12 protein-coding genes are annotated in these 25034 nt (G+C 42.3%); 5 read left to right on the top strand and 7 right to left on the bottom strand.

Annotated features, from left to right (window positions below; translation table 11 throughout):
* Nucleotides 1-35: 35 nt before the first annotated feature.
* The 5 genes from H8S65_RS16625 (at nt 36) to H8S65_RS16605 (ending at nt 5902) form a co-directional block, all read left to right on the top strand.
* A complete protein-coding gene (locus H8S65_RS16625) occupies nt 36-896 on the top strand; it encodes a pyridoxamine kinase (protein WP_186930986.1) in 861 nt (286 codons plus the stop codon).
* Nucleotides 897-944: 48 nt separating this feature from the next.
* Complete coding sequence (locus H8S65_RS16620) at nt 945-1883, top strand: ketopantoate reductase family protein (RefSeq protein WP_186930985.1); 939 nt, start codon at nt 945-947, stop codon at nt 1881-1883.
* A 109-nt stretch (nt 1884-1992) separates the two neighbouring features.
* The gene (locus H8S65_RS16615; RefSeq protein WP_186930984.1) at nt 1993-2853 is read left to right on the top strand and encodes an alpha/beta hydrolase; all 861 of its coding nucleotides are present in this window, start codon (nt 1993-1995) and stop codon (nt 2851-2853) included.
* A 111-nt stretch (nt 2854-2964) separates the two neighbouring features.
* Nucleotides 2965-4470 carry a 4Fe-4S binding protein gene (locus H8S65_RS16610; protein WP_186930983.1) on the top strand — a complete coding sequence of 502 codons (1506 nt, stop codon included), beginning with the start codon at nt 2965-2967 and terminating at the stop codon, nt 4468-4470.
* A gap of 25 nt (nt 4471-4495) precedes the next feature.
* Complete coding sequence (locus tag H8S65_RS16605; RefSeq protein ID WP_186930982.1) at nt 4496-5902, top strand: aldo/keto reductase; 1407 nt, start codon at nt 4496-4498, stop codon at nt 5900-5902.
* A gap of 342 nt (nt 5903-6244) precedes the next feature.
* Here the strand turns inward: H8S65_RS16605 and H8S65_RS16600 are convergent, their stop codons facing one another.
* The 7 genes from H8S65_RS16600 to H8S65_RS16570 form a co-directional block, all read right to left on the bottom strand.
* On the bottom strand, nt 6245-9856 hold the full coding sequence (locus tag H8S65_RS16600) for a glycosyl hydrolase family 28-related protein (protein ID WP_186930981.1): 3612 nt from the start codon (nt 9854-9856) through the stop codon (nt 6245-6247).
* Nucleotides 9857-9901: 45 nt separating this feature from the next.
* Entirely contained in the window at nt 9902-11425 is a 1524-nt protein-coding gene (locus H8S65_RS16595) for an SGNH/GDSL hydrolase family protein (RefSeq protein WP_186930980.1), read from the bottom strand.
* A 12-nt stretch (nt 11426-11437) separates the two neighbouring features.
* Nucleotides 11438-15409: a fibronectin type III domain-containing protein gene (locus H8S65_RS16590; RefSeq protein WP_186930979.1), complete on the bottom strand. Its 3972-nt coding sequence runs from the start codon at nt 15407-15409 to the stop codon at nt 11438-11440.
* A gap of 14 nt (nt 15410-15423) precedes the next feature.
* Nucleotides 15424-17172 carry a right-handed parallel beta-helix repeat-containing protein gene (locus H8S65_RS16585; protein ID WP_186930978.1) on the bottom strand — a complete coding sequence of 583 codons (1749 nt, stop codon included), beginning with the start codon at nt 17170-17172 and terminating at the stop codon, nt 15424-15426.
* A gap of 30 nt (nt 17173-17202) precedes the next feature.
* Complete coding sequence (locus H8S65_RS16580; RefSeq protein WP_186930977.1) at nt 17203-19500, bottom strand: GH92 family glycosyl hydrolase; 2298 nt, start codon at nt 19498-19500, stop codon at nt 17203-17205.
* 227 nt (nt 19501-19727) lie between these two features.
* Entirely contained in the window at nt 19728-21395 is a 1668-nt protein-coding gene (locus tag H8S65_RS16575; protein ID WP_186930976.1) for a RagB/SusD family nutrient uptake outer membrane protein, read from the bottom strand.
* A 12-nt stretch (nt 21396-21407) separates the two neighbouring features.
* Nucleotides 21408-24857, bottom strand: a complete 3450-nt coding sequence (locus H8S65_RS16570) for a TonB-dependent receptor (RefSeq protein ID WP_186930975.1) — start codon at nt 24855-24857, stop codon at nt 21408-21410.
* Nucleotides 24858-25034: the final 177 nt, after the last annotated feature.

Below are 25034 nucleotides of genomic sequence, written 5' to 3'. Positions count from 1 at the left end.
TTGTTGTTATAGAAATATAAAGTCATAACATACAAATGGAAAATAAAGATTATCAAAAACGTGTGGCTGCCATACATGACTTGTCAGGATTCGGAAAATGCTCTCTAACAGTCGCTTTGCCTATCCTTTCCGCTGCCGGAATAGAAGCGTGCGCCATGCCGACCGCCATATTATCTACTCATACAGGAGGGATCAGCGGATATACCTACCGCGACCTGACAAGCGACATGCGGGCTTTTATGCAGCACTGGAAGTCGCTCGACATACAATTCGATGCGACCTACAGCGGTTTCTTGGGCTCGTTCGAGCAATTGGATCTCGTCAAAGAGTTTTTCGAACTGTTCAGATCGAAAAACAACCTGATCCTGGTAGACCCGGTGATGGCAGACAACGGCGAGCTATACCGCATATTCCAACCTGAGTTTGCCGCAGGCATGCGATCCTTATGCAAGAAGGCGGACATCATCGTCCCCAATCTGACCGAAGCCGCCTTGTTATTGGAAGAAAGCTACCATCCCGGTCCTTATACGCAGGCTTACATTGAAAAAATCTTAAAAAATCTAAGTAAGCTCGGACCGGAAAAAATCGTACTGACCGGTGTATATTTTGAAGAAGAGGAATTGGGAGCCGCGACCTACGATAAAAGAAATGATTCGACAGGCTATCTGTTTACCAAAAGGATACCAGGAAGTTATCACGGTACAGGCGATATTTTTGCGAGTGCTCTGTTATCCGCCCTGCTAAATAACATCAGCCTAAACGAATCAGCGCAGGTAGCCGTAAACTTCACAGCCGACAGCATACGCCGGACATATAATGCAAAAACGGATCACCGCTTTGGTGTTAATTTTGAACAATGTATCCCCGACTTTCTAAAAGAACTCAAACTGATATAGTTATTCCAATTTTATTTTTCATCTTTGTAAAAATAATAAGACAAGAATATGAGTAAAACTAAAATAGCAATTTCCGGCATAGGAGCTGTAGGCGGTTACTACGGAGGATTATTAGCTGCCCGTTACAAAGACTCCAAAGAGATTGACATCTATTTCATCTCCCGTGGCGAAAACCTGGAAGAGATCCGTGAGAACGGCATCGAAGTCAAAAATACATTCCTGACGATCAAAGCAAAACCTACCCTCGCAACCGACAACCCTGCTGAAATAGGGCCGGTCGATTACCTGTTTTGTTGTACCAAAAGCTACGACTTGGAGGATAATATAGCCCAGTTGGCTCCGGTGATCGGTCCGAAGACGGTTATTATTCCCCTGCTGAACGGGGCGGATATAGCGGAACGCATACAACAACTATTGCCGGACAACGAGGTATGGAAAGGATGTGTTTACATCGGTTCACGCCTGGTCAGACCGGGAAGAGTGGAAAAATTCACCATAAAGGACCGGATGTTCTTAGGTAGTAAACAGGGAAACAAGAAACGGCAGAAAGAATTGCAGGATATATTGGCGAACGCCCGTATCCTCACCACGATACCGAATGATATCGACCTGGAAATCTGGAAGAAGTTCTTCATGATCTCGACCGCCGCTACCATCACCTCCTATTTCAATGAGACGATCAGTGAAGTGATAAACAACCATATCGACCTGTTCATCACGTTAGGTTATGAACTCAAAAGCGTAGCAGTAGCCAAAGGCATTCCTCTGCCGGACGACCAGGTATTCTCCGCCATCGACGCGCAGAAGATCATGCCGAACAACTCCACCACCTCCATGCATAGTGATTTCCAAAAAGGTAACCGCACCGAGGTGGAAACATTGACCGGCTATGTCGTACGAGCCGCCCAGGAATTAGGTATCGAAGTTCCGACCTATCAGTTCATGTACAAAGGATTGACAGAATTTCCCTATCCGGCGGCGGATTAATCCCCAAATAAGGAAAAGAGAGTATGCCTGAAACCTAATGTTTTTCCGGCAAGCTCTCTCCTTTTATTTCTACTTTGTCCAGACAAACGAATCTAATTATTAATAGTATATGAAAAACAAATTTCACCTCTTTCTTATCCTGTGCTTTCTATTCAACATGGCAGGATATTCGCAGAGTACGGTTTTCGAATCACTCTCTTTTGAAAGTAACAAATTAGGCAGGAAAGTCTCCTACTCTATCTACCTGCCTTCCGACTACAACACCTCGAAAAGGAATTACCCGGTCCTCTACCTCTTGCATGGCTATACGGACAATGAAACCAACTGGATACAGATGGGGCAAATGAAAACGATTGCCGACCGTGCCATCGCAAACGAGGAAGCCGTACCAATGATCATCGTCATGCCGGACGCATGGGACACCTGGTATATCAACCAATACGACGGAAAAGCACCTTATGAAGACATGTTTTTTGAAGAGCTTATCCCCTATATGGAAAAAACGTACCGGATCCGCGGCAAGAAAGAAAGCCGGGCGATTGCCGGGTTGTCGATGGGCGGCTACGGTTCGTTCCTATACAGTTTGCATCATCCGGATATGTTCTGCGCATGTGCCCCGTTGAGCGCCGCCGTTTTCGACGACACGGTCATGGAAGCACGGAAAGCCCGATCACATAAGGACTTATTCAACCGCCTGTTCGGGCCGGGAGACGAACATTGGCAACAAAACAATGTCTTGAAGATCCTTTCCGGCTGGGATCAGAACGACTTGCCCAAAATCCGCTATTACATTGATTGTGGTGATGACGACGGCCTGCTGGACGGGAATATGCAGGTGCACCAGATCATGAGGCAGAAGGGGATCAAACACGAGTTCCGGGTGCGCGACGGCGGACATAGCTGGACTTATTGGCGGACAGCTTTGCCTGAAGTTCTGAAGTTTGTCAGCCAGGCTTTTTGCAGAAGTTGACAAAACCGTAATATTGGTACATCAATCTGTAATACGTATATGTTGCAGGCCAACACCTTTTACTATTTTTGCAACAGAAAAAAATAACAGACTATCTAAAAAGAGCTTATTATGTTGCGAACAATCAGACTTACAACTGCACTTATCTGTTTTACGCTTATCACCTTGCTGTTTCTCGATTTCACGGGAACGTTGCATATGTGGTTCGGATGGATGGCGAAAATACAGTTCCTGCCGGCGGTATTGGCACTAAACCTCGGCGTGGTGTTATTTCTTATTGCATTGACCTGGATTTTCGGGCGGGTTTACTGCTCCGTGATCTGTCCCCTCGGTATATTCCAGGATGCTGTTTCATGGCTGGCGGGGAAACGGAAGAAAAACCGTTTCCGGTATTCCCCCGCCTTATCCTGGTTAAGATACGGGGTTATGGTGATATTTATCCTTGCCATGATCAGCGGGTTAGGAGCATGGGCGGCATTGATCGCACCCTACAGTGCTTATGGGCGCATCGCCTCCAACTTGTTCGCCCCTCTCTGGCAATGGGGAAACAACCTGCTGGCCTACCTGGCGGAACGAGCAGACAGCTATGCTTTCTACGAGACGGAAGTTTGGCTGAGGAGCCTCCCCACTTTCATCATTGCCACAGTTACCTTCATTACACTAATCATACTTGCCTGGCGGAACGGACGAACCTATTGCAACACGATCTGCCCGGTAGGTACGGTTTTGGGATTGATCTCCCGTTTCTCTGTTTTCAAGCCGGTTATCGATACGTCCAAATGCAATGGCTGTGGCTTGTGTGCCCGTAATTGCAAAGCAGCCTGTATTAATGCGAAAGCACACGAGATCGACTATAGCCGTTGCGTCGCCTGCATGGATTGTATCGACAAATGCCGGCAGGGGGCCATCCGATATACACGCAGAAAAACAGACAAGACGGAAACACAGACCAATCAACCGGCCGTAGACAAGCCCGACCGCCGCAAGTTCTTCACCGTATCGGCATTACTTGCCACTTCTGCCGCACTGAAAGCCCAGGAAAAAGTACAACTCCCGGACAAGAAAGTCGACGGCGGATTAGCCATCATCGAAGATAAAAAGAAACCTGAGCGAGCAACTCCGGTCACACCTCCGGGTTCGCTGAGCGCCGCCAACTTCTCCCAGCATTGTACAGCGTGCCAGCTTTGTGTGTCGGTTTGTACGAACCATGTGCTGCGTCCTTCGGGGAACCTGCATACATTCATGCAGCCGGAAGTGTCGTACGAGCGGGGATATTGCCGTCCCGAATGCGTCAAATGTTCGGAAGTTTGCCCGACCGGTGCGATCCGTCCGATCACGAAAGCGGACAAAACGGCTATCCAGATTGGGCATGCCGTATTGATCCAGGAAAATTGCATCGTCAACCGGGATGGCGTCACTTGCGGCAACTGTGCCCGCCACTGCCCTACCCAAGCGATCCTGATGGTGGCAAAAGACCCGAACGACCCGGATTCGCCTCAACTGCCGGTCGTTAACGAGGAAAAATGTATCGGCTGCGGAGCCTGCGAAAACCTGTGCCCCTCCCGTCCGTTCAGCGCCATATATGTCGAAGGACACGAACAACACCGGAATATTTAATCAAGAAATAAAAGAATCATCATATATGAAAAAAGACAATCATCAAGCGATAAACCGTCGCGACTTCCTGAAGATTGTAGGGATCAGCACGGCAACCACCGCCCCGTTGCTCTCCGGGTGCAGTTCGAACAGCAGCACTGCCTCAGGTACAGGCGGCTCCACATCCATTCCCACGGATCAGATGACGTACCGCACGACATCGTCGACAAAAGACAAGGTTTCCATCCTCGGCTACGGATGCATGCGCCTGCCGACCATTGCCAAAAGCAGCGCAAGAGAGAGCGACGACGAAATCGACCAGGAGATGGTCAACCGGCTGACCGACTATGCCATCGAGCACGGCGTGAACTACTTCGACACGTCGCCCGCCTATTGCAAAGGACGTTCGGAACATGCTATGGGGATCGCCCTCAGCCGCTATCCGCGTGACAAGTATTATATCGCCACCAAGCTCTCGAACTTCTCTCCCGACACATGGAGCCGCGAGGCCTCTATCGCGATGTACCACAATTCGCTCAAAGAATTGCAGGTCGATTATCTCGACTATATGCTGCTCCACGGGATCGGCATGGGTGGTATGGAAGCCTACGAAAACCGGTATGTCAAGAACGGTATACTCGACTTCCTGCTCGAAGAACGCAAAGCGGGACGTATCCGTAACTTAGGCTTCTCCTATCACGGAGATATAGAGGTGTTCGATTATTTGCTTTCGAAACACGACGAATATCAATGGGATTTCGTTCAGATCCAGTTGAATTACTTAGACTGGAAACACGCCAAGGAAATCAACCCGCGAAACACCGATGCGGAATACCTGTACGGGGAATTGCAGAAACGGGGGATTCCGGTCGTCATCATGGAACCGCTCCTCGGAGGGCGGCTCTCGAACGTGCACGACCATATCGTCGCCCGCCTGAAACAACGCGAACCGGGACGGAGCGTCGCCTCCTGGGCTTTCCGGTTTGCCGGTTCGTTCCCCGGCGTGCTCACCGTGTTGAGCGGCATGACTTATATGGAACACCTGCAAGACAACCTTCGTACTTACTGCCCGTTACAGCCGTTGACGGAAGAGGAAAACCGCTTCTTGTTCGACACAGCCGACTTGATGATGCAATATCCGACCATCCCGTGCAACGACTGCAAATATTGCATGCCTTGTCCTTATGGGATCGATATTCCGGGTGTTTTGCTCCATTACAATAAATGTGTGAACGAGGGGAATGTTCCGCAGAGCGGACAGGATGAAAACTACCGAGAAGCTCGCCGCGCTTATCTGATCGGGTACGACCGCAGCGTTCCGAAGCTCCGCCAGGCAGATCATTGTACCAGTTGCAACCAATGCAATCCGCACTGTCCGCAAGGAATCGACATCCCGAAAGAATTGCAACGGATCGACCGGTTCGTCGAACAACTGAAACAAGAGACGCTATAAAACGAAAAATGTTGCCCCCAAGCCTGGAAGATTACTTTTTGTCACAAAAATGCCCGTCCCAACTTGGGAGAACCACTTTTCGTGACAAAAGTGACCGTCCCAACTTGGGAGAACTACTTTTTGTCACAAAAGTGACCGTCCCAACTTGGGAGGACTACTTTTCATTTCAAAAGTGCCCGTCCCAACTTGGGAGAGGCACTTTTCATTTCAAAAGCGGTCGTCCCAACTTGGGACGGCTACTTTTTGTCACAAAAGTGATTGTCCCAACTTGGGAGGACTACTTTTTACAAAAATCCTGCCGCCACATCCGACAGATATGACAAACTTCGTTTCTCCAATACATCAATTCGAATACCAAATCATATAGCTGGAAACCGAAACTGGACGAGAGTCTGAGACTGTTCCATAAAATTCAACAGGGACAGCCCCCAGATCTCGAATATGAATCAATGCTTCATACACATTTTTCCGAACCTGTTTTGCCAAAACTGTAGTCCATTTTCTTTTTGTCGGAACTTCTCCTACTTGAGAATAGTTTATTTCAGCTCGCTTTATCGGAGTATCACTATCCACCGAAAATTCCACCCGTATATGAGATGTTCCAAACTTCTCTGCATGGATCGCCCCTATCTTTGGGAATCTCTTGCCTTTACCCTTCAAATAATAATCAAAATAAACCTTTTCCATCGCAGTCCAGCCCGGAGAATCCGCTTTTTTATTTTCGGTTCCTCCCGGCAAAGCAATCTTATGGCTCACATTCTGGGAAAAAACATGGTTCACCGGAGCAGAAACATGCTGAAGCGTATTCTTTACAGCTTGTGGATAAAACCAATTATCATTGGTTGCTGCCGCTATGAAAAATGGGTTCCGAATGTTACGAGCCCTTCTTCCGGCATCCAGCCATTTCAACCATTCAGCTTTATGCAACGGTTCCATCCGGTCCAACTCTTTCAGGAACACGGAACTGGCATCATAAAATCCGCAACCGAAAACAGAATAAGAAGCGGCAATAAACGGACTTGCCAAACCTGTTACCATTGTTGTCAGATAACCACCCCAGGAAATACCTACGATCCCAATCCTATCCTTAATTACATCCGGTTGTTCCCTTAACAGATAAAGCCCCTGCAAAGAAGCCAAGACTGCATCAAAAATAGTGCTTGACGTGACATCCGGCTCGACAACGAAACGATGTTCACCATACCGAAACAGGTTCCACGGCCCCTCACTCAGAGGGGTATTTTTCGTATCAGCCACTCCTGGCTCATCAACGGCAACCACTACATAGCCGTGAGCCGCCCACTTCCTTGCTTTTTCGATCTCTGCAGCTCCACCACCTCCATGCAGCACCAATAATCCCGGATAACGTCCGGGCTTTTCCGGCCTCGCTATCACCCCGAAAATCCTGGTAGAATCCTTTCCTACAGGAGACAAATACTCCCGCGAATGGAAAATAAACTTTTGAACCGATATGCCATCAATCGTTTCGACTCCCAGATCTTGGCATATAGAGGGGGCTTTTCCTGTCAAATAGGAAGAAAAAGGATCTTTGTTTTCCTTTTTCCCAGTCCTATATAAAAAAGCATCCGTCAAATTTACAGATAAAGGGATATTTGTCAACGAATCGACATCCGGATCGACAGGATCTTTAATCGTTGTTTGTGAAATTCCTTTCTGGCTCAACCGGTAAGCATAATTCATATTGACCGATTTATTTCCGTCAAACACCGTCCCAACAATCCCCGTAACATGGTTCAATGCATCTTCCGTTGTGGAACGCACTTCATTCCAATATCCCTCTCCCGGAACAAAAGAACTTATATTGGGTTTGGATGCAACAATCGTATTCCGGCGAATTTCTATACCTAAGCTACCTAATCCTATCAATGTATCATTTTTCTGAACAGCCAAAACCGAACAGATATGAGCAGGACGTTTCCGGGCGGTACGGCTTACCACGTTTTCTTCGACAATAGCATTCCACATCAGATTATACCGGCCCATTTCGACCCGCTGATCCGAACGTAAATAAATTCCTTCCGAATTTTCCAGCTCATTGCCAACTATAGCGACATCCGTTCCTCCGCAATAAAACCAAATGCCTCGGTTATTCTCTTTGAGGACATTTCCTTTTACCAGCCAATCTTCTGCCGACCATTGGGTTACGACATAATTACTACTGCTGTCAGGAATCACAGTCCAGGGAACATCTAAAAAAATGGTATGTACGTCATTGTCTTTAATCCTTCTCCATTGTCCTGCACCCTTACCCTTTACGATTGCAAGCACAGCACAAGTAGAAAGATCGGACGTCCGAATTCGGCTCCAATTTTGCGTCCGATCGGTCAAGGAGTTCGGCGAAGCCTCCTCTACCCTTCCGAGAGATTGCCCTACCGGATTTCCTCCCTGACTCAAAATAGTCTCTCCCATATTCCGGTCGACAATAGAATCCCCCTCGACATCCAATATATTGTTCATCAGAACTACATCCTTGGTAAAATCAATGTTGAACCCTCCGGTTTCTCCTCTAAACGCTTGTAAATCGCCCATACGAGTGATATGATTATTCTCGATAATCCCGTTATAACCGTTACTGAAACCAAAACGTCCGGCACTATAAAACACACGGTTATTACGGACTACAAAATTTGTCGATCCGTCACAATGACACATCCAGGGCCACGTTATATTCGCATAACTCCTGAAATTGCAATTCGAGATCAACATCTTGTCCACATATCCCCATGACAGCCCCCAGGCAACCGACAAATCAAAATGACAATTAATAGCAAAGAAACGAGAACCGGATGCACCCGGCGCCTTCTTTTCAGAATCCGGCCAAACCGTCTTCAAACTATGCCGCCACAATCCCGAAGTATTTACATTTCGAATCTTCAGGTCGGAAAGTCCGCTAAGCTCCGTACGCAACGGCCATAAAAGAGCCACCCCTTCCGTGGTATGATCCGGCCATCCACCAACACCAATCGGGTCCGGATAAGCCGGGGGAACTCCAAACCCATACTGGATAACAGTCTTCTCCGGGCCATCACCTTTCAGTACGACCTTCGAACGCATCACAAGTCCGCTTCCTTCCTGAAAATCCAATTTATATGTACCGGCTGGTAAATAGACAACACCTCCTCCGGCTGCATATGCTTTATCGATTGCTTCTTGCAAAGCAGTCCGGTCATTCGCCAAGCCGTCACCTTTGGCGTGAGATTGTAAGCGAACATCCGATTTTACATTATAGACATTTTTGTAAAAAATAAAATCGCATCCCCATGGGACATGCAAAGAAAAAGGGTCTGCGCTTTCCACCCGTGCCAGCATCGTTTCTTCGGCCAAAGAATTGCCATATTCTCCCCCAGCCCCGTTATTAACCATTATACGATAGTGTACACCTGCCTCCAACCTGTCCGGAGCCTGCACGGTCAGAACATACGGATCTGTAGCCAAGACAGTGCCCTGTGACTGTGCCCCATTATTCGGATGAACAAACGTTACGACGGGTTTGCATCCGGGCAAAAAAAGATTCCTTCCGAAAATACGAAACACATAACCCGGCATGATCTCTTCAAATTCCAGTGTTACAGCTCTGGCCCGGTTCAAAAATACCGGTTCACTGATATTCGTTCCACTCTTGACCCAAACCGCAATCAGTGCATTCTTTCGAAATTGTTTGTCTGAAGGGAAAAGCCCGGTCACACTACAATCATCACGACCGATAACTTGAATCGGAAATGAAGGCGCAAGTGCATTTTCATTCCCCCGGACCATACTCCCCCATAACTCAACCTGTTTTCCCCAACCGGTTCCCTGTAAATTAAAAGCCTCTCCAGGTCTGGCAGCTTCATTATAATTAAAGACTACCGGAGACTGTTGCGCATGGGTTTCCGTAACACCCCAGAATATCGATAACAAAACGATAAATATAGATTCATTGATCTTTAACATTTCTTTTTCTACAATTTAAGATATTGTCTTATTGTATTCCCCACTCTACCGTAACGGCGGACGATGAACCTCTATCGCTTCTATCGGTACAATCCCATCACCCGCCGGTATTATTTCAAGCGTATGCAAAGAATTCGTCACCCCCTGTACGATTGTCGTTTTATAAACCTTATTCGTGTCGTCAATCAATGGAGTCGAATAAAATTCCTGATAAAGAGGCTCCACCGTCCAAGTCGATTCAAATCCAGGTTGGGCAACCGTCTTAAATGTATTTTTAATTTTCACAAACATAAAATCATCCGGTGCGATAACCACGCGACCTGATTTTGAGACAAACGCCCTATCACTGGTTCCCGAACCGTCAAAACCTGTTTTAGAGCCATATACACTGAATGTCCAAACCGTCGAATCGGCATTGACCGCATCTACTTTCAACGTCCATTTCTCCGGAATTAACACAGTCTTATGTTCGATACGGCGTATCAAAGGGAACCAAGTTCCGGGACCTGCACTGGGACGGGTTATCGTATACAAAGATGTATTCCGGGAAACAGGTTTGCCATCTATCAAAATACGAGCTGTCCCCATTTTATGCCCTTCCGGTACAATACCGGCAACCAGGTCTATACGGCTTCCATCAAATGTCAAACACAGAGAACCCTTCTCATTTTCACCACATGCCACACCACCTATCATTTTCCAAGGCTCACCACGAAATTTCAAAGGGCTCTCGCTATCCATGTCATAAGCGTTCTTCACATAATAGCTGCGGACAACTTCATACCAATTACTCGGATACAGGGTGTTTAAACGAATATGACGCCCTATCAACTGTACCATCAACCAGTTGCCGTCCCGGTTAGGATGCGTATTATCACGCAACAAGTCTTTTACACTCAGATTATTTTCCACCAGATAGCGACTCCAGTTACGAGTAAGGTCCACCAATTCGCAATTATATTTATTAGCTATATAACGTAAATAATCATAGGAGGATTTGTTGTATTTTATCACATCCTTACTTCCATTTATATGGTGGTTCAACAGGATAATATCGGCAGTCGTATAACGGCGGACATTACTGAAAAAGGTTTCCAGTTCACCATGATTTTCTCCACCATACACATGAAAGATTATCAAGTCTGGACAAGCACGATAGACATCGTGTACAGCAGGACGAATCAACTGTTCACCACCAAATCCACCAATAGAACGGTTTTCAATTCGTATATCGGCATAAGGAAACTTATCTTCAAGATATTCACGCACATTATCGGTAAAACTTTTGCTACCGGTTATGGATTGTCCATAAATCAGGACAAATACAGGTAACTTCCGATTCGGGTTACTGGTTTCCAACAAAGTTGCCGAACGCATTAAACGGGCTCCAAACAACTGCTCGTTTTCTTCCGGTCCCGGTACAGGCATACTCATCTTCGGAGGATTGTTTTGTTCATATTTCTTTAACTGGACAAGTTCGGCTTGCTCCTGCGACAGTTTATTTTGTGCATCCGATTGTGCCGCACATAACAATAGGTAACACAATGTGCCATAAAAAATCTTTTTCATATAACAGAATCTTTATTTAGGATATGTTAATAATTTCATTTGATCTTCAACCCACGGGTTATATTCTATATATCCGTTTTCCTGATTTTCCGGATCACGTCTAAACTTTTCTCCCGGTATAGGAGACCAATTGATAAACCGATTCCGATCCGTATCGACAATTACGCTCTTCTTGCTTTCTCCATTGCCATTGGTTGCCGTGACAGTAAATTCATACACAGTCGTATCCGCCAATTTAACCTGCGTGCTCCGCTCATTTCCTTTATATATCTGTTCGAACTTATCCGATCCCCGTTTGCGACCATATAAAGTATATCGATCCGCCCCCAGAATTTCTCCCCAACTCAACGTTGCAATATCTCCATCGAGCTCAACCCTCAGTCCTTCGGGGGCATGCGCGTTTTCCGGGGATAAATAAACCGGATAATCATTTGACGGCAGACTGGTTCCACCTTCGGTACCGGCAACGATACGAACATGTATTTTTTTATTCGTACCTTGATTTTCTATCCGGCAAACTGTTTCCGAAATCTGCTTTTTATACGGTTGCCAGTTATTTCCGGAATCTTCACTTATCCAGACTTGGTAAAAGTCAGCTCCCGGAACTGTTTTCCAAGACAGTTCACACCAATCACGCCCACTAATACATTTTTCTATAACCGGTTGCCCAGGGATTACCCCCTTATCTGTCAACTGCCAATCATAAGTACCGACATCCAAGCACAACAAAAAGGTTTTATCCCCTTCTTTCTGTAACACGGAAGAAATGCCATTCAAATAAAATTCATACGCAGAATCTAATTTCTTCTCCAATGAAATGCGTATCAGTGCAGGACTTGAAATCTGCATTTTCCCGAAATACCTGCCACCTGTCGTTTCTAAACTGAATCCGTTTTTTTTATTCCCTGCATCAAACTGCACTGTTATCCCAGGAACAGAAAGTATCTTTCCATCAAATAAAGCAGCCTGGTAATGCCGTTTCGAATGACGGCGAATAAACCCGGATGTTCCTTCAAAACAAATTCCATCTTTATGATATACAACCGGACAGTCATTTCGGAATACCCAGTCAACCTTGCCCGACGGATGATATATCTCACAAACATCTGATATATACTTTACTTTCAAATCTTTTTTATGGGTTACCAAAGTTAAAAAATCACCATTCCCATCAAAATACATCCCTTTTGTTTCGGGAGACTCCGCATCTTTATGATAAGGGCTGGAGGTCAACCGGATATATGCGTTTATCCCCTGGCTCCCAGGCTTTAACTGATAGATTTCAGGAAAGTCATCATCCACTCCGACAAACCAGGAAAAACGTCCGTCAACACTCGAATTGGCAACATCATCGAAAACGACTATATAGTCATTATCAGCCATTAACACGCTCCTCGACTTATAGAAAGGCCGGATATCCTTCCCTCCCCTGACCGTAGCAAACTGGGCAAATCCAAAATCAAACAAAGGTTCGGACAGGTCATTGCGCCCCACACTCCGATATTCGCCAATTCCCCGGTAAACCCCTTCCTTTTTTACACCGAAATTCGTACAGCGTTCCGTGTCTCCGAAGGGGCCGTCTCCGACATCTTCAGTCCCGTTATGACTATATCTTTTACCATCTGCATAATAATAGATAATACCGTTTCCACCTTTTCCCGCACGTCCCCAACGGTAATTCGGACCGTCATCTATCTGTTGCAAATTCACATACATTTCACCGGAGACGCCATAATTGCGGCGAAGAATATAACCATATCCCGTATACTTCGCAGATTGTAAACGAGGATTGGTTCCTTTTTCATAAGGCCGTTTATCTTTAGAGGCTACCGCCCAGGTATCCGCCGATTTGCGAGCTTCGAAACTTCCGTCATCAGGATGCGTTTCCCAAAAGATATGTTCTGCCAGCAGCGGATCATAATATTTCAATTCCTGTCCTAATGTATTCAATAAATCAGGAATATCAGGTTTCCTGGAATGTGCACCCTGCGGAGGTATGGCACGCCTGCCATTCAGCTGATCCAATGGAGCAGTCAACGTGTTTAACAACCAATCGCAATAAAGTGAAATATTCGGTTGCAATATTCGGTTTTTCCCATCATAATAATGATGTAACAGAAAAGAAGTTTTCAAAATAGGCCTCAAAAAAGCCCATGTATAGCAAGACAAATTTTCAGTAGAACGTCCTCCTTTTGCACCCCAAAATTTCACCTCCGGACGAATGTGATAATTCAGATTCAAGGCTATTGATTTTTCAAAATGGTCTGCAAACATCCGGGCTTCCGGATGGTCCGGAAACAGGAAAGCGACAGCACCCGCTATAGATTTCAAATCTCCCAAGAAATTAGGATGCCCGCTAAGCATCGTCCGGATCGGCATAAGTGCTTCATCCATGAAAACATAATTCATAAAAAGATAATAGGCCCTAACTTTTTTATAATCGGAAGTAGATAGCTGATTTTCCGATATTTCGAACAAGGGGGTCAAATGATCCAGATATTCTCTTGCCCCTACCGGAGTAGGACCGGAATATCTTTCGTTTGCAGTCGCCATGGCTTGTACATTCCTCCTGAATTTTCGGATGAGTTCTTCAGGATTCGCTTTCATCTCTTGTTTTACAGATTTATAAAATGGTTGATGCACAGAATGGTCTGATTCATAATCAAGGATCCAGTCTTTCGTCTTATCCAAAGAAATCCACCCGTACCAACGACGTAAATAGTCGACATAGACAAGAGATTTATTAGTTTCGTCTACTATATCTTTATCTTTTTGATGAGGATACAAAGCGATAGAAACAGACCGTTCTCCATTTACCAAAGGGAACTTCCAATAAAAGTGATCCTTTTTATAATAATATTCTACCGAAAGATATTCTTTACTACCCCACAACGGATAAGATGGATCTTTCCATTTTTCAAAATCATGTATATAGATACCAACAGTCTGACCAGTCTTTTCATTCCAAAATGCAGCTGTATGCAACCGCCACCAAGTCATCCAGTTATGATAAGAAGAAAGGCGAAAAGGTAGCTTTCCGTCTTCTCCATTCCGCTGGTCAAAATCAGCCAGAGGATGCCTATCGAGTGGCATTACCGTTTTCAGCCCCTCCATCGGCTCCCACTGAAAGTTAGAATAACCCTTTCCTGACTTATCGATCTGAACGGCACGAGTCGGACAATACCGTACCTCCGGTTGAAACTGATTCCAGTCCAAGATAACCGAGAGCCGGTCCGATTGGTCAAAGCCACTCATGTTCTCGTCCATTTCCACATAATCCATACCGGAAATCATACGTAAAGTCAAATCATATATTTTCGTATCTTCAAAACATAAATGAATACAATATTCCGAGAATATCTCACCTTCCACTTTTTTTTCGACTTCAAATCCGGTTAGTTTATTTTTGTGAGTAAGCGTAAACTCTCCTAACCAATCCGCCTCCGTTCCAAACCTCACCAAAACCGGATGATTCTCATCCAACACTTTACTGATTTGCAAACGAACCAATCCATTTGAAAGCAGTTCGGAAGATGACGAAGATACCACCTTCACTTGGTCAGGAAGCGATAAACGAGATACTTGTTTTTCATCTACCTTCGGGAGAAGCCGGAATACTTTTGTCGAACCTGACGGTAAATCCGATAAGAAACATAATGTCGCATACCGGATTACTCCTTTTTCTGCTTGTACATCTATCAATTGAAAAGGGATAGGTCGCCCGGTATCTCCGATCAGCGACAGGCTTCCCGGATCACTTATCTGTGCTCCCGACAAGTCAATCCGATAATGAAGTAAAGTGACAGGCCACTTCATCTCAGGAATATCAAGATATTCTTTTAACTCGATTCGGATACCATTCTCACCCCATTTATATACTTTTTGAGAAGCCACTGCAAAGGATAGGCTGAATAACCAAAAAAACAGTAAAAGAGTACCTTTATAGACATCCCGTAGCTTTGAATTTAGAATTTTTCTTTTCATAACGCAACGATTTACTAATCTCTATTTATAAGAACTCCTACCGTTCCACGATAACCGGCGTTTTCTTTTATTTCTGTATTCTGGCTATTATTATTATCCAGTATATTATCGCGCGTCGTAGCATTTCCCGCGCATTGCTCCTTGATCCGATCAACCGTATCCAAATCCGTAAACACATTGTCCTGCACCCGGATATATCCACTATTATTGTCAAGAAAAATACCATTTACTGGAAAATTATCAGCCCACTCGCTTCTTCCGAAATCATGCATCCAATTTTCTTTAATACGAGTACCTGGTTGCAAGGACAAAGTATAAATTGCTCCACCGTCATCATGCAGTTGCATAACATGGTGAATATTATTTCTTCTGATAACATTATCTCTCATTACCGAAATCCTATCTCCAAAATGGTTTCCTATTTGCATCCCGGTATACCGTCCATTTCTAATTTCATTATACTGAATGGTCGTCTTGGCAACAAAACTGACAATCAGCCCCATTCCATTCGTATAGTGCATACCGATATTTTCAATCAAATTATCTTCAATCAGATTTTTCTCACACAAATAGGATTCGGGTTGTAAACCTTTTCGGTACGTATCAATTACAATACCATTCGCACTTATTTGATCAAAATGAGAAGATTGTATTTTACTTTCCTTTACTCCCCGGATAAAAAGAATGCCATTATCTCCTGCCCCTATAAAATGGCAATGGCTAATCTGAATATTACGAGCAAATTCGACTTCTAAAATTCCCCTTTCCATATCACCCGTATATCCCCTCCCTTGTACACCTTGTGTACCGATAATACCGTCACGTGTCGGGATTGTCCAGTTCGTAAATCCTAATTTAAGATTCCGGATATGGATATTTTCTATCGGTTTTCCTTCATTACCTTCTATTTTTATAATCCGCTCCAATACCGGATACGTCACCGAAAGGTCCTTTATCTTTGTTCCTTCCTCCGGAATATAATATAATGTAGAATTTTTTTTATCTAAATACCATTCTCTTTCCTGATCCAGAAACTCCGGGGAATTTTCAAAATAATAGGGTTTACCTGATGCAAGCATTTTTGCATATGTCAGTTGAAAAAGATGTTTGCATGCCGGCATCGCCGGTTTAATTTCTGTCATATTATCTTTTATAGACATCGAATCGATACGAAAGCGACTCTGATACCAATGATGATTAATTATCATCTCGATATCATCTGTTTTCTTCCACCATTCGATCCCGTTTTCTGTAATGAGCACGGTTTGCTTTTTTTCATCAAAAGCAACTACTCTGTTATACGGGGAATAGTTATTTTCATTTGTCCTATTGGGAGTACGTGCCCGTATTGCCATCTTTTCATTTATATATAGCTGGCGGAAATCTAAATTTTCGGAAAGGACTGCTTGCGCAATTTTTCTACCTGTCTGTTTCCACCCGGAAACATGGCGTCCACCTGATAAAATTGCAACTTCAGAGGTACTGCCAACCAATGTCAAAGTATCAATATTCCGGTTCTTTTCTTTTCCGGTAATGAGCAAAGGTTCTTTTAGTTCATAAAGTCCTCCTTTGAAATAGACAACAACATTATGTCGAGCCCCTGCGACGGAAGATAATTTATAACTTATATCTTCAATATTGCCCGGTGCTTCCCGCGTAAATAATTCACCCGCCCCTATAGGAGAAACAAATAATGTATCTTGTGCAAGTGCTGAAGAAAGAGGCATACAAACACCGAGCAAACTTATAATTTTTTTTATCATATTACTAACAATTCAAATATTACACATAAACTACAATCCCCAAGTTTTATTAGGAACAGAATCAAGTTCCAGAACCAAAGTTCCTCCATTCGCAAAATCCTGATGAGAAAACCAATACTTATCATGTACTTTTCTGTTCAAACGAGCAGATTGGATATACACATTCCGGGGGGTATTATTATTTGCGATCAAAGTAAATTCTTCTCCATCATAATAGTCGGGATTAAGTTTAATCCGTACTTTAGAGAAAATCGGAGTAGAAATCTCATATACAGGATATCGTGACGTACCACCATCAATTTCAAATAAACCGATTGCCATTAAGACCCCCAAAGCCCCCATTTGTCCTTGATCTTCATCATCTTCATATCCTCCGTAGGGAGTGATGTCACCATAGGCGTCTTTTACTTTACGCACCCATTTTTGAGTCAACCACGGATAACCTGCATGATTAAACAAATGTGCCATTCCTGTCCCTGGCTGATTAGTATAAGCAGTCCATGTCGTATAATACCGATCATGCTTAAAACCGTTTTTCTCTCCTTCCACAAATTGTCGGTTCAATCGTTCCACGTAGATATCTGTTCCTCCAAATAACTCTATCAATCCTTGCATGTCATGAGGAACAAAATGTGTATAAACAGCCCCATTAGCTTCTGTAAATCCAAACTCAGAACCGACTGGTTTAAACTCTTTACACCAACTTCCATCCATTTCCCGTGGTTGCATATATTTATTTTCCGGATTCCAGACATTTCTATAATTCTGGGATCGCTTCATAAATAGTTCATAGTCGGACCACTTTTCCAAATTAGCCGCAAGTTGTGCCAGACACCAATCCTGATAAGCGTATTCCAGCGTCATCGCACAGCCATCTTTGTGTCCGCCTTTCGCTTTAATGCGTTCTGGAATCCATCCTTGTTGAACATAATAATCCATTCCTCCTCCAAAAGCAGGACTCTCATGCTCGTAACCGGCATGATCACGAATACCACCGACAAAGGCATTTTTCCGAAGTCCCTCATATGCTTTTGCCACATCATAATTGCGGATTCCTTTGTTATAAGCTGTTGCAAAAAAAGAGGTTGCAGGATCTCCGATCATCACATAAGTATAATTTCCTCCGGAGGGTCCGCGTGGGATCAATCCCCCATTTTCATACATACTCACCATCGTATTACAAAAACCGTCCATCACCTCCGGATAAACCATCGACCAAAGAATATTAAGAGACCAATGACTTCCCCACAATGCATCAAAATTATAATGAGGCCAAGGATTTCCTTTTTTGTCCAAAGGGGATTGACGGGTCACAGGAGTATCACCAGTCATATCTAAATATTTTCCATCTATATCATTCACAATCCGACGTCCTAACAAAGCATGCCACAAATCCGTATAGAATTTTATCTTTTGCTTTTCAGAACCTCCTTCCACACGAATCTTACCTAATTCCCGGTCCCACTCGTCAAACGATTCTTTTTTCACACGATCAAAATCCCAATCACTTAACTCGGCATCCATATTCTTCCGTGCCTGTTCCGGACTATTATAGGAAATAGCCACTTTCAGTATGATTTTTTCCCTTTCACGTGTTTCAAACCGGGCAAAAACTCCTATATTTTTTCCGGAAATATCTGTCAATTCATTCAATACCGTACTATCTCTCCATCCTCCAAAAGCGCTCATTCTTTTATTAAAACGAGCGACAAAATAAATCGGAGTTGCTTTGGGTCTTCTACCAGTAGGAGCCATCAGCGACATTCCTTCTATCTCACAATCATTTATTTTTCTAACAAAAGAAGAATCCATATCCGCATGGGCAAGAAATGCACCTGTGTCGAATAAAATATAAGACTGATCACTTTCAGGAAAAGTATATCGATGCATGCCTACCCGGCATGTTGAAGTTAATTCCGCCCACACATCATAATCTTTTAAATATAATTTATGATATCCGGGAACTGCAACTTCCCCTCTATGGCTAAAAGAAGATTTATAAGCCTCCATACCCAAATGCCCTTTAAAATCTCCAACAGTCGGCATTACAGGGATACCCGACAGTTGCCAAGCATGTACATGGCTGAAACAACGGACATATGTACTATCATACATATATCCAGATTTCCATGACCCTTCCACATTTGTATCAGGACTTAAATTTACCATTCCAAAGGGTCTGCTTGCTGATGAAAAGAAAAACCAACGGCTTTTATGGGTATCAACAAAAGGATTTACATATTCAGCAGGGGATCTCTCTGTTTGTACATATCCTTGGCACGAAATCAGGAAAAAAGGGAAAAACAAAAGAAAAAGTTTCTTCATCATATGACATGAGGTCTTTAATTATTGAACACAACAATCCCGTAGCACTTGATTGTAGAAAATAAGTTAGTGGCATTTATACCACTAACTTATTAGAAATAAAAACACAAACAAGTACTTATATATTGGTCACACTATTTTTATCACTATATATCCAGTATTAGTTATCATTAAATATAATTCTATTGAAAATATCGACTGGACATATATAATTTTCTTCTGATTTAAATTTATTGATATTTATCATTTAAATTCACCTCGTCATCCGGTATAGACCAATACCAAGAAGAATAAGGAGGAGCAACCGATGAATTCAATTTACTGTCACCTGCAGGGATTGTCATTTGAGTTCCCATCATAAAGTCAACAGTCCAGCCTTCTCCGGTCATCTCTCGCAAATATTCATGGTAAATCGCATCATGATTAACATTTGAAGCAGTATAAATATCCGGATTTTGAGGATTAGCCCGATTCCAAACAATATTCAAATCATTAGCTGCCCCCTGTAAATCATTACTGTTCCATCTTAACCAAGCACGCTGTAAATAAATATCAGCTAATCTGATAAATGGGAATTTAGAGAATTTTCCATAAGGCTTTGCACCACGGAAAAATTTATCAATATACACGTGAGGTGTCTTAACCATCGAATGACCAGCCAAAGATTCAGTCGTTATATACTCAGGATCTCCTTTTTTAATGCCCTCTTTATAAGGTAACATTAAATGATATACCTGTTGATACCGTAAATCAGCTTCTGCTTCCGGGGTAACCGTATAATCTCCATTCATAGGATCTTTCATCCATCCCATCTCTTTCAATGAAGTATAAGCAATGCCAAAACCGTTCCACGAACTAATAACCGTACCTTCATTATTCCCCGGAAGACTTTCTAATTCATCTCCGTTCGAATCTCGAAAACGTAATCCCATAACCATTCCACAATACATATAATTATTATGGTTTTCAAACTTTCCATCCAAAAAGCCACTATTAAATTCCCAAATAGATTCTTTCGGGACATCTTGTGCTTTTTCTTTATTAAACGGATCTTTTGGAGCTTCTAATTTATAGGTTCCAGTCGACTCCGCATAATTAATAACAGCATCAAATTCAGCTTTTGCTTCGGCATACTTTCCCATAAGGAAATAGACCTTTCCCAATAAAGATGTAGCAACCCACTTGTTAGCACGCCCACATTCATATCCAGAAACATTGTTCCAAGAAGTTAATGTAAATTGATCCGGCAAATTTTCTTTAGCATACTTTAAATCACGAATGATCAAATCATAAACTTCTTCAACCGTACCCAGCTCTTCATTATAAACATCTTCTTTTGAATAAGCCGCACTCTCTTTCAGAGGGATAACCTTCTGATTATTTTCACCACTATGATTATAAGGAGCCGCAAAAATACGAATTAGACTAAAGTAAGAAAACGCACGACAAAAATGATATTCAGCAACTTGTCTCGTATAATTATGAATAAAGTCATCACTTCTCGTATCCAAATTAAAAGGATTGCTATTACCATCTCGATCAACATCAAGAGCTAAATTACATTTGGTTATCACGTTATAATAGGTTCTCCAAATTGTAGTCATTCGCCCTAATTTTTCATCAAAACTTCTATAAAAATACTTTTCTCCATCCAGCCCAGGAGTATTACCATCCATTAAAGAGGCTGTCCCGGATGTTAAAAAATCAATATACTGAGGGAATCCTCTTCCGGCATCTGTCCATTGTAAACTCACATAAGCTGAAGAGAGTCCCTGTTCATAAGTTGCAGTTGTTGTCCATTGTGTTTCCTGAGGTCTTTTTAACTCAAAAAAATCGTCGCACGAACAAAAGTTAAATAATCCAACACAAACTAATATAGTCAAATACTTACTTTTCATATTTCAATTAAATTATAGGTTCAACGAAAGTCCAAAGTTCACTGTACGCGGAATTGGCAAATCCTGCTGGGTTTCCGGATCCAATCCATCATAACCTGTTATTGTAAACAGGTTTGTCACACCGACATAAAACCTTACATTGCTCAATCGTATAGCATTCAATGCCGATTTAGGCAACGTATATCCCAATTGCAAATTCCTCAAACGGATATAATCTCCTCTTTGGAGGAAACGAGTTGTTTGGCCAACACTACCATAAGCAACTGTCTTTTCACTATAATTGCCATCATTATCATAATGGTAATTATTTCCAGATACCAATTGCGGATATTTGGCATTATCACCTGCTTTTTCCCATATATTACCTACCATATCTTTTACAGTATTACTCTCACTTGTTAATTGAGTACCTACTGTATACAATGAATTCATTAACCAATGTCCTCCAGCAAAGCTAAACATAACATTCAAATCAAAATTTCTATAATAAAATGTATTACTCAAGCCTCCATAGAACTTAGGAAGAGGAGTTTTCCCATGTTGAATCATCTTATTATTAGAAACGTTATTGTTTGTCATAGGAATGATCTTTCCGGTAGAAGTCGTTTCATAAGTATTATCCCAAGCATCTTTATCCCTCTGCTCTATCATGTAGATACCTTTCTCGGAATCCACTCCTACATTATTTGCCAGATAATAAGTATTAAGGGCTTCTCCTTCTTTACGAATACTGGTTGATTCTTCTTTACCTTTTCCCTGTTCTGCAGCATTCAATGTGAGAATTTTATTCTTGTTTGTACTGATATTAAAATCAGTTTTCCAAGTAAAATTCCTATTTTCAATATTTACAGACGAAACATTAAATTCAAATCCCCAATTCTTTAAGTCTCCAACATTCTCGTATATTTGATTCTTATCAAATCCGACAGAAGGTTGAACATTTCCTAACAAAATCAAATCTGAAACTTTCTGAGTATAATATGCAAAAGAACCGTTGATTCTATTATTTAATATTCCAAAGTCAAAACCTAAATCAAGATTTGCGGTTGTTTCCCATTTTAGGTCTTTACTACCCATTGGACCAACAGTTGTAGCACCATGCAAATAGTCTACACCAAACACTTTATTAGTATCCAGCCCCCAAGATAAATAAGTCATTGAATTAGAAACAGCTGTATTTCCTGTTATACCATAACTGCCTCTCAATTTTAACATATTCAACCATTCCAAATCTTTCATAAAACCTTCTTCCGTCATAATCCAACCTGCTCCAAAAGCATAGAAGTTAGCCCAACGATTATCCTTACTAAATGCGGAATGACCATCTCTACGAACACTTGCATTCAATAAGTATCGATCCAATAATTTATAATTTGCGCGAGCAAAAAGTCCCATAAGGTAAGCATCTCCTCCCCGGTGTCCACCCATTGAGTTCATCGTCAGCGGATTAATGAGTTCCGGATATACTGTTTGTAAATCCTGTCCTTCAGCATAACGAGTATATGACCAATTACGTGAGGCCTCGGCTCCTACCGTTACATCCAAAAAATGTATTTCATTAAACGTCCTGTTATAATTAGCATACGCATCATAGTTTATGTTAGACTTTGTGACCGACTGTTCAAAAGCCCTTGAAACAAATGGTGCGGTAGGAGCTAATAATGATGATTGCCAAAAGGTACTATTATTTACAATTAAATCAACGCCTGCTTCCCCTTTTACCATTAATCCCTTCAGAGGTGTATTCCATTGTAAATAAGCATTTCCCAATGTTCTATACTGATCGACATCATTACGGGTTAAATCTCGATCGGAAAAAGCAGCCATATTATATCCACTATTTACAGCCCAATATCCGGTTTGCGAATTTTCATCATAAACTTTATACCAAGGTAAAGTATAGCGCCAGTTGGCCCATCCTCCATTACCTTTTCCCTGAGAAGATTTCACACCATTGGTTTTCAGATAAATAAAATTAGCATTAACCCCCATTTCGACCGAGTTAAGAGGTTTAAAATTAAAACTAAACCGACCTGTAAAACGCTTAAAATCATTATTTTTAATCAAGCCTTTTTCATCGCGGTAATTAGCAGAAAACATAACACCTCCAGTCTCAAATCCTTTATTGGCAGTCAAACCAAATTGATGAAAATAAGCATCTTGAGTCAATGCCTTCAAATGATCGGTATTAGTTGCGATTGCTTCTTCACGTGTCATATCAGGACGTTCACCCCAAAATTGAGTTGCCATAATCTGAGTTGGATCGGTCGGCACATTACCAGCATTAGCTTGTGCTTCATCCATCATTTGCCACCAGGTTGGAGAATCAACAAAAATATCATTCTGGGAGAACGGTATTCTGGACACACCACCATCATAGCTCAATTTGACACCTGTCAGTTTTCCTTTATTAGACTTCGTTGTCACCAATATCACACCTCCGGCAGCTCTACTACCATAAATAGCGGTTGCCGCAGCATCTTTTAAAACTTCTATTGATTCAATATCATTAGGATTAATCATCGAAATCGGAGAAACACCTTTCACTCCATTCTGGGTGTGTTCACTGGATCCCGTATGGATAGGCATACCATCTATAATCCATAGCGGATCTGTACTTAAATTGATCGAATTCAAACCACGAATCTTTATTTGTGGAGCTGAACCTGGATGACCACTATTATTAGTTACCATCATACCACTGGACATTCCTTGTAAACTTTCAGCTAAATTTGTAGATGGAATTTTCACGATATCCTCACTGCTTATCTTAGAAATTGAACCGACAACATCACGCCTTTTCGTTGTACCATACCCGACAACTACTACTTCTTCCAGCATTTCGGTATCTTCTGTCAAAAGTATATTCAGGAAGGTTTGTTTTCCGACTGGTAGTTCTGTGGGTTTATATCCTATATATGAAATTTGTAATGTTGCATTTTCCGGTACTTCCAGACTGAATTTTCCATTCATATCCGTTATATTTCCAATCGTCGTACCTTTAACAACAACATTTGCTCCGATAATAATTTCTCCTTGCTTGTCTTTTACAACACCAGTAATTTTCCTTTTTTCCTGCTGTTGAATTGCACGCTCATTTTTCTTATCAAACAAATAGATTTTCCCATTTTTCACTTCATAACCCATATTTGTTTCTGCAACCAGAAGATCCAAAACATGGTTTACTTCTGCATCTTCCACATGGATACTCACCCGATGGTCCAAATTTACGACCTGCTTACTATAAGCGACATTAAGCCCCGTCTGTTTTGTTATTACCGACAGAATCTTTTCCATTTTCACATTATTAAATGTGACCGAAACCTTTTGAGCTGTAGCTTTTGCTGTAAAGCTCATAAAAGAAATAAGCATGAAAAGAAATGAAAGTTTCATGGCATTTGGGATTTTCTCAATTAATATTAAAAGGCCTCGCTTTTTTAGGCACTGATATTTTTTTTGCATATATTTGAAACTGTTTTTAAGTATTAGAAATTTATTTGAATTTCAGTACGATTCGATAACCGGAGATGTGGGGCATTTCCGGTTATTTTTTAAGTCATATTTACCATAAGCATTTTATTTAAGTTCAACAATGATATCATTCTTCAAAAAAGGAAGAATATATCGTTTCCAATCTCC

This window comes from Parabacteroides hominis, from assembly GCF_014287585.1.
In the GTDB taxonomy this organism is placed as follows: domain Bacteria; phylum Bacteroidota; class Bacteroidia; order Bacteroidales; family Tannerellaceae; genus Parabacteroides; species Parabacteroides hominis.
The sequence above is the reverse complement of the archived record's forward strand: the minus strand, read 5'-3'. Positions and strand labels throughout refer to the sequence as shown.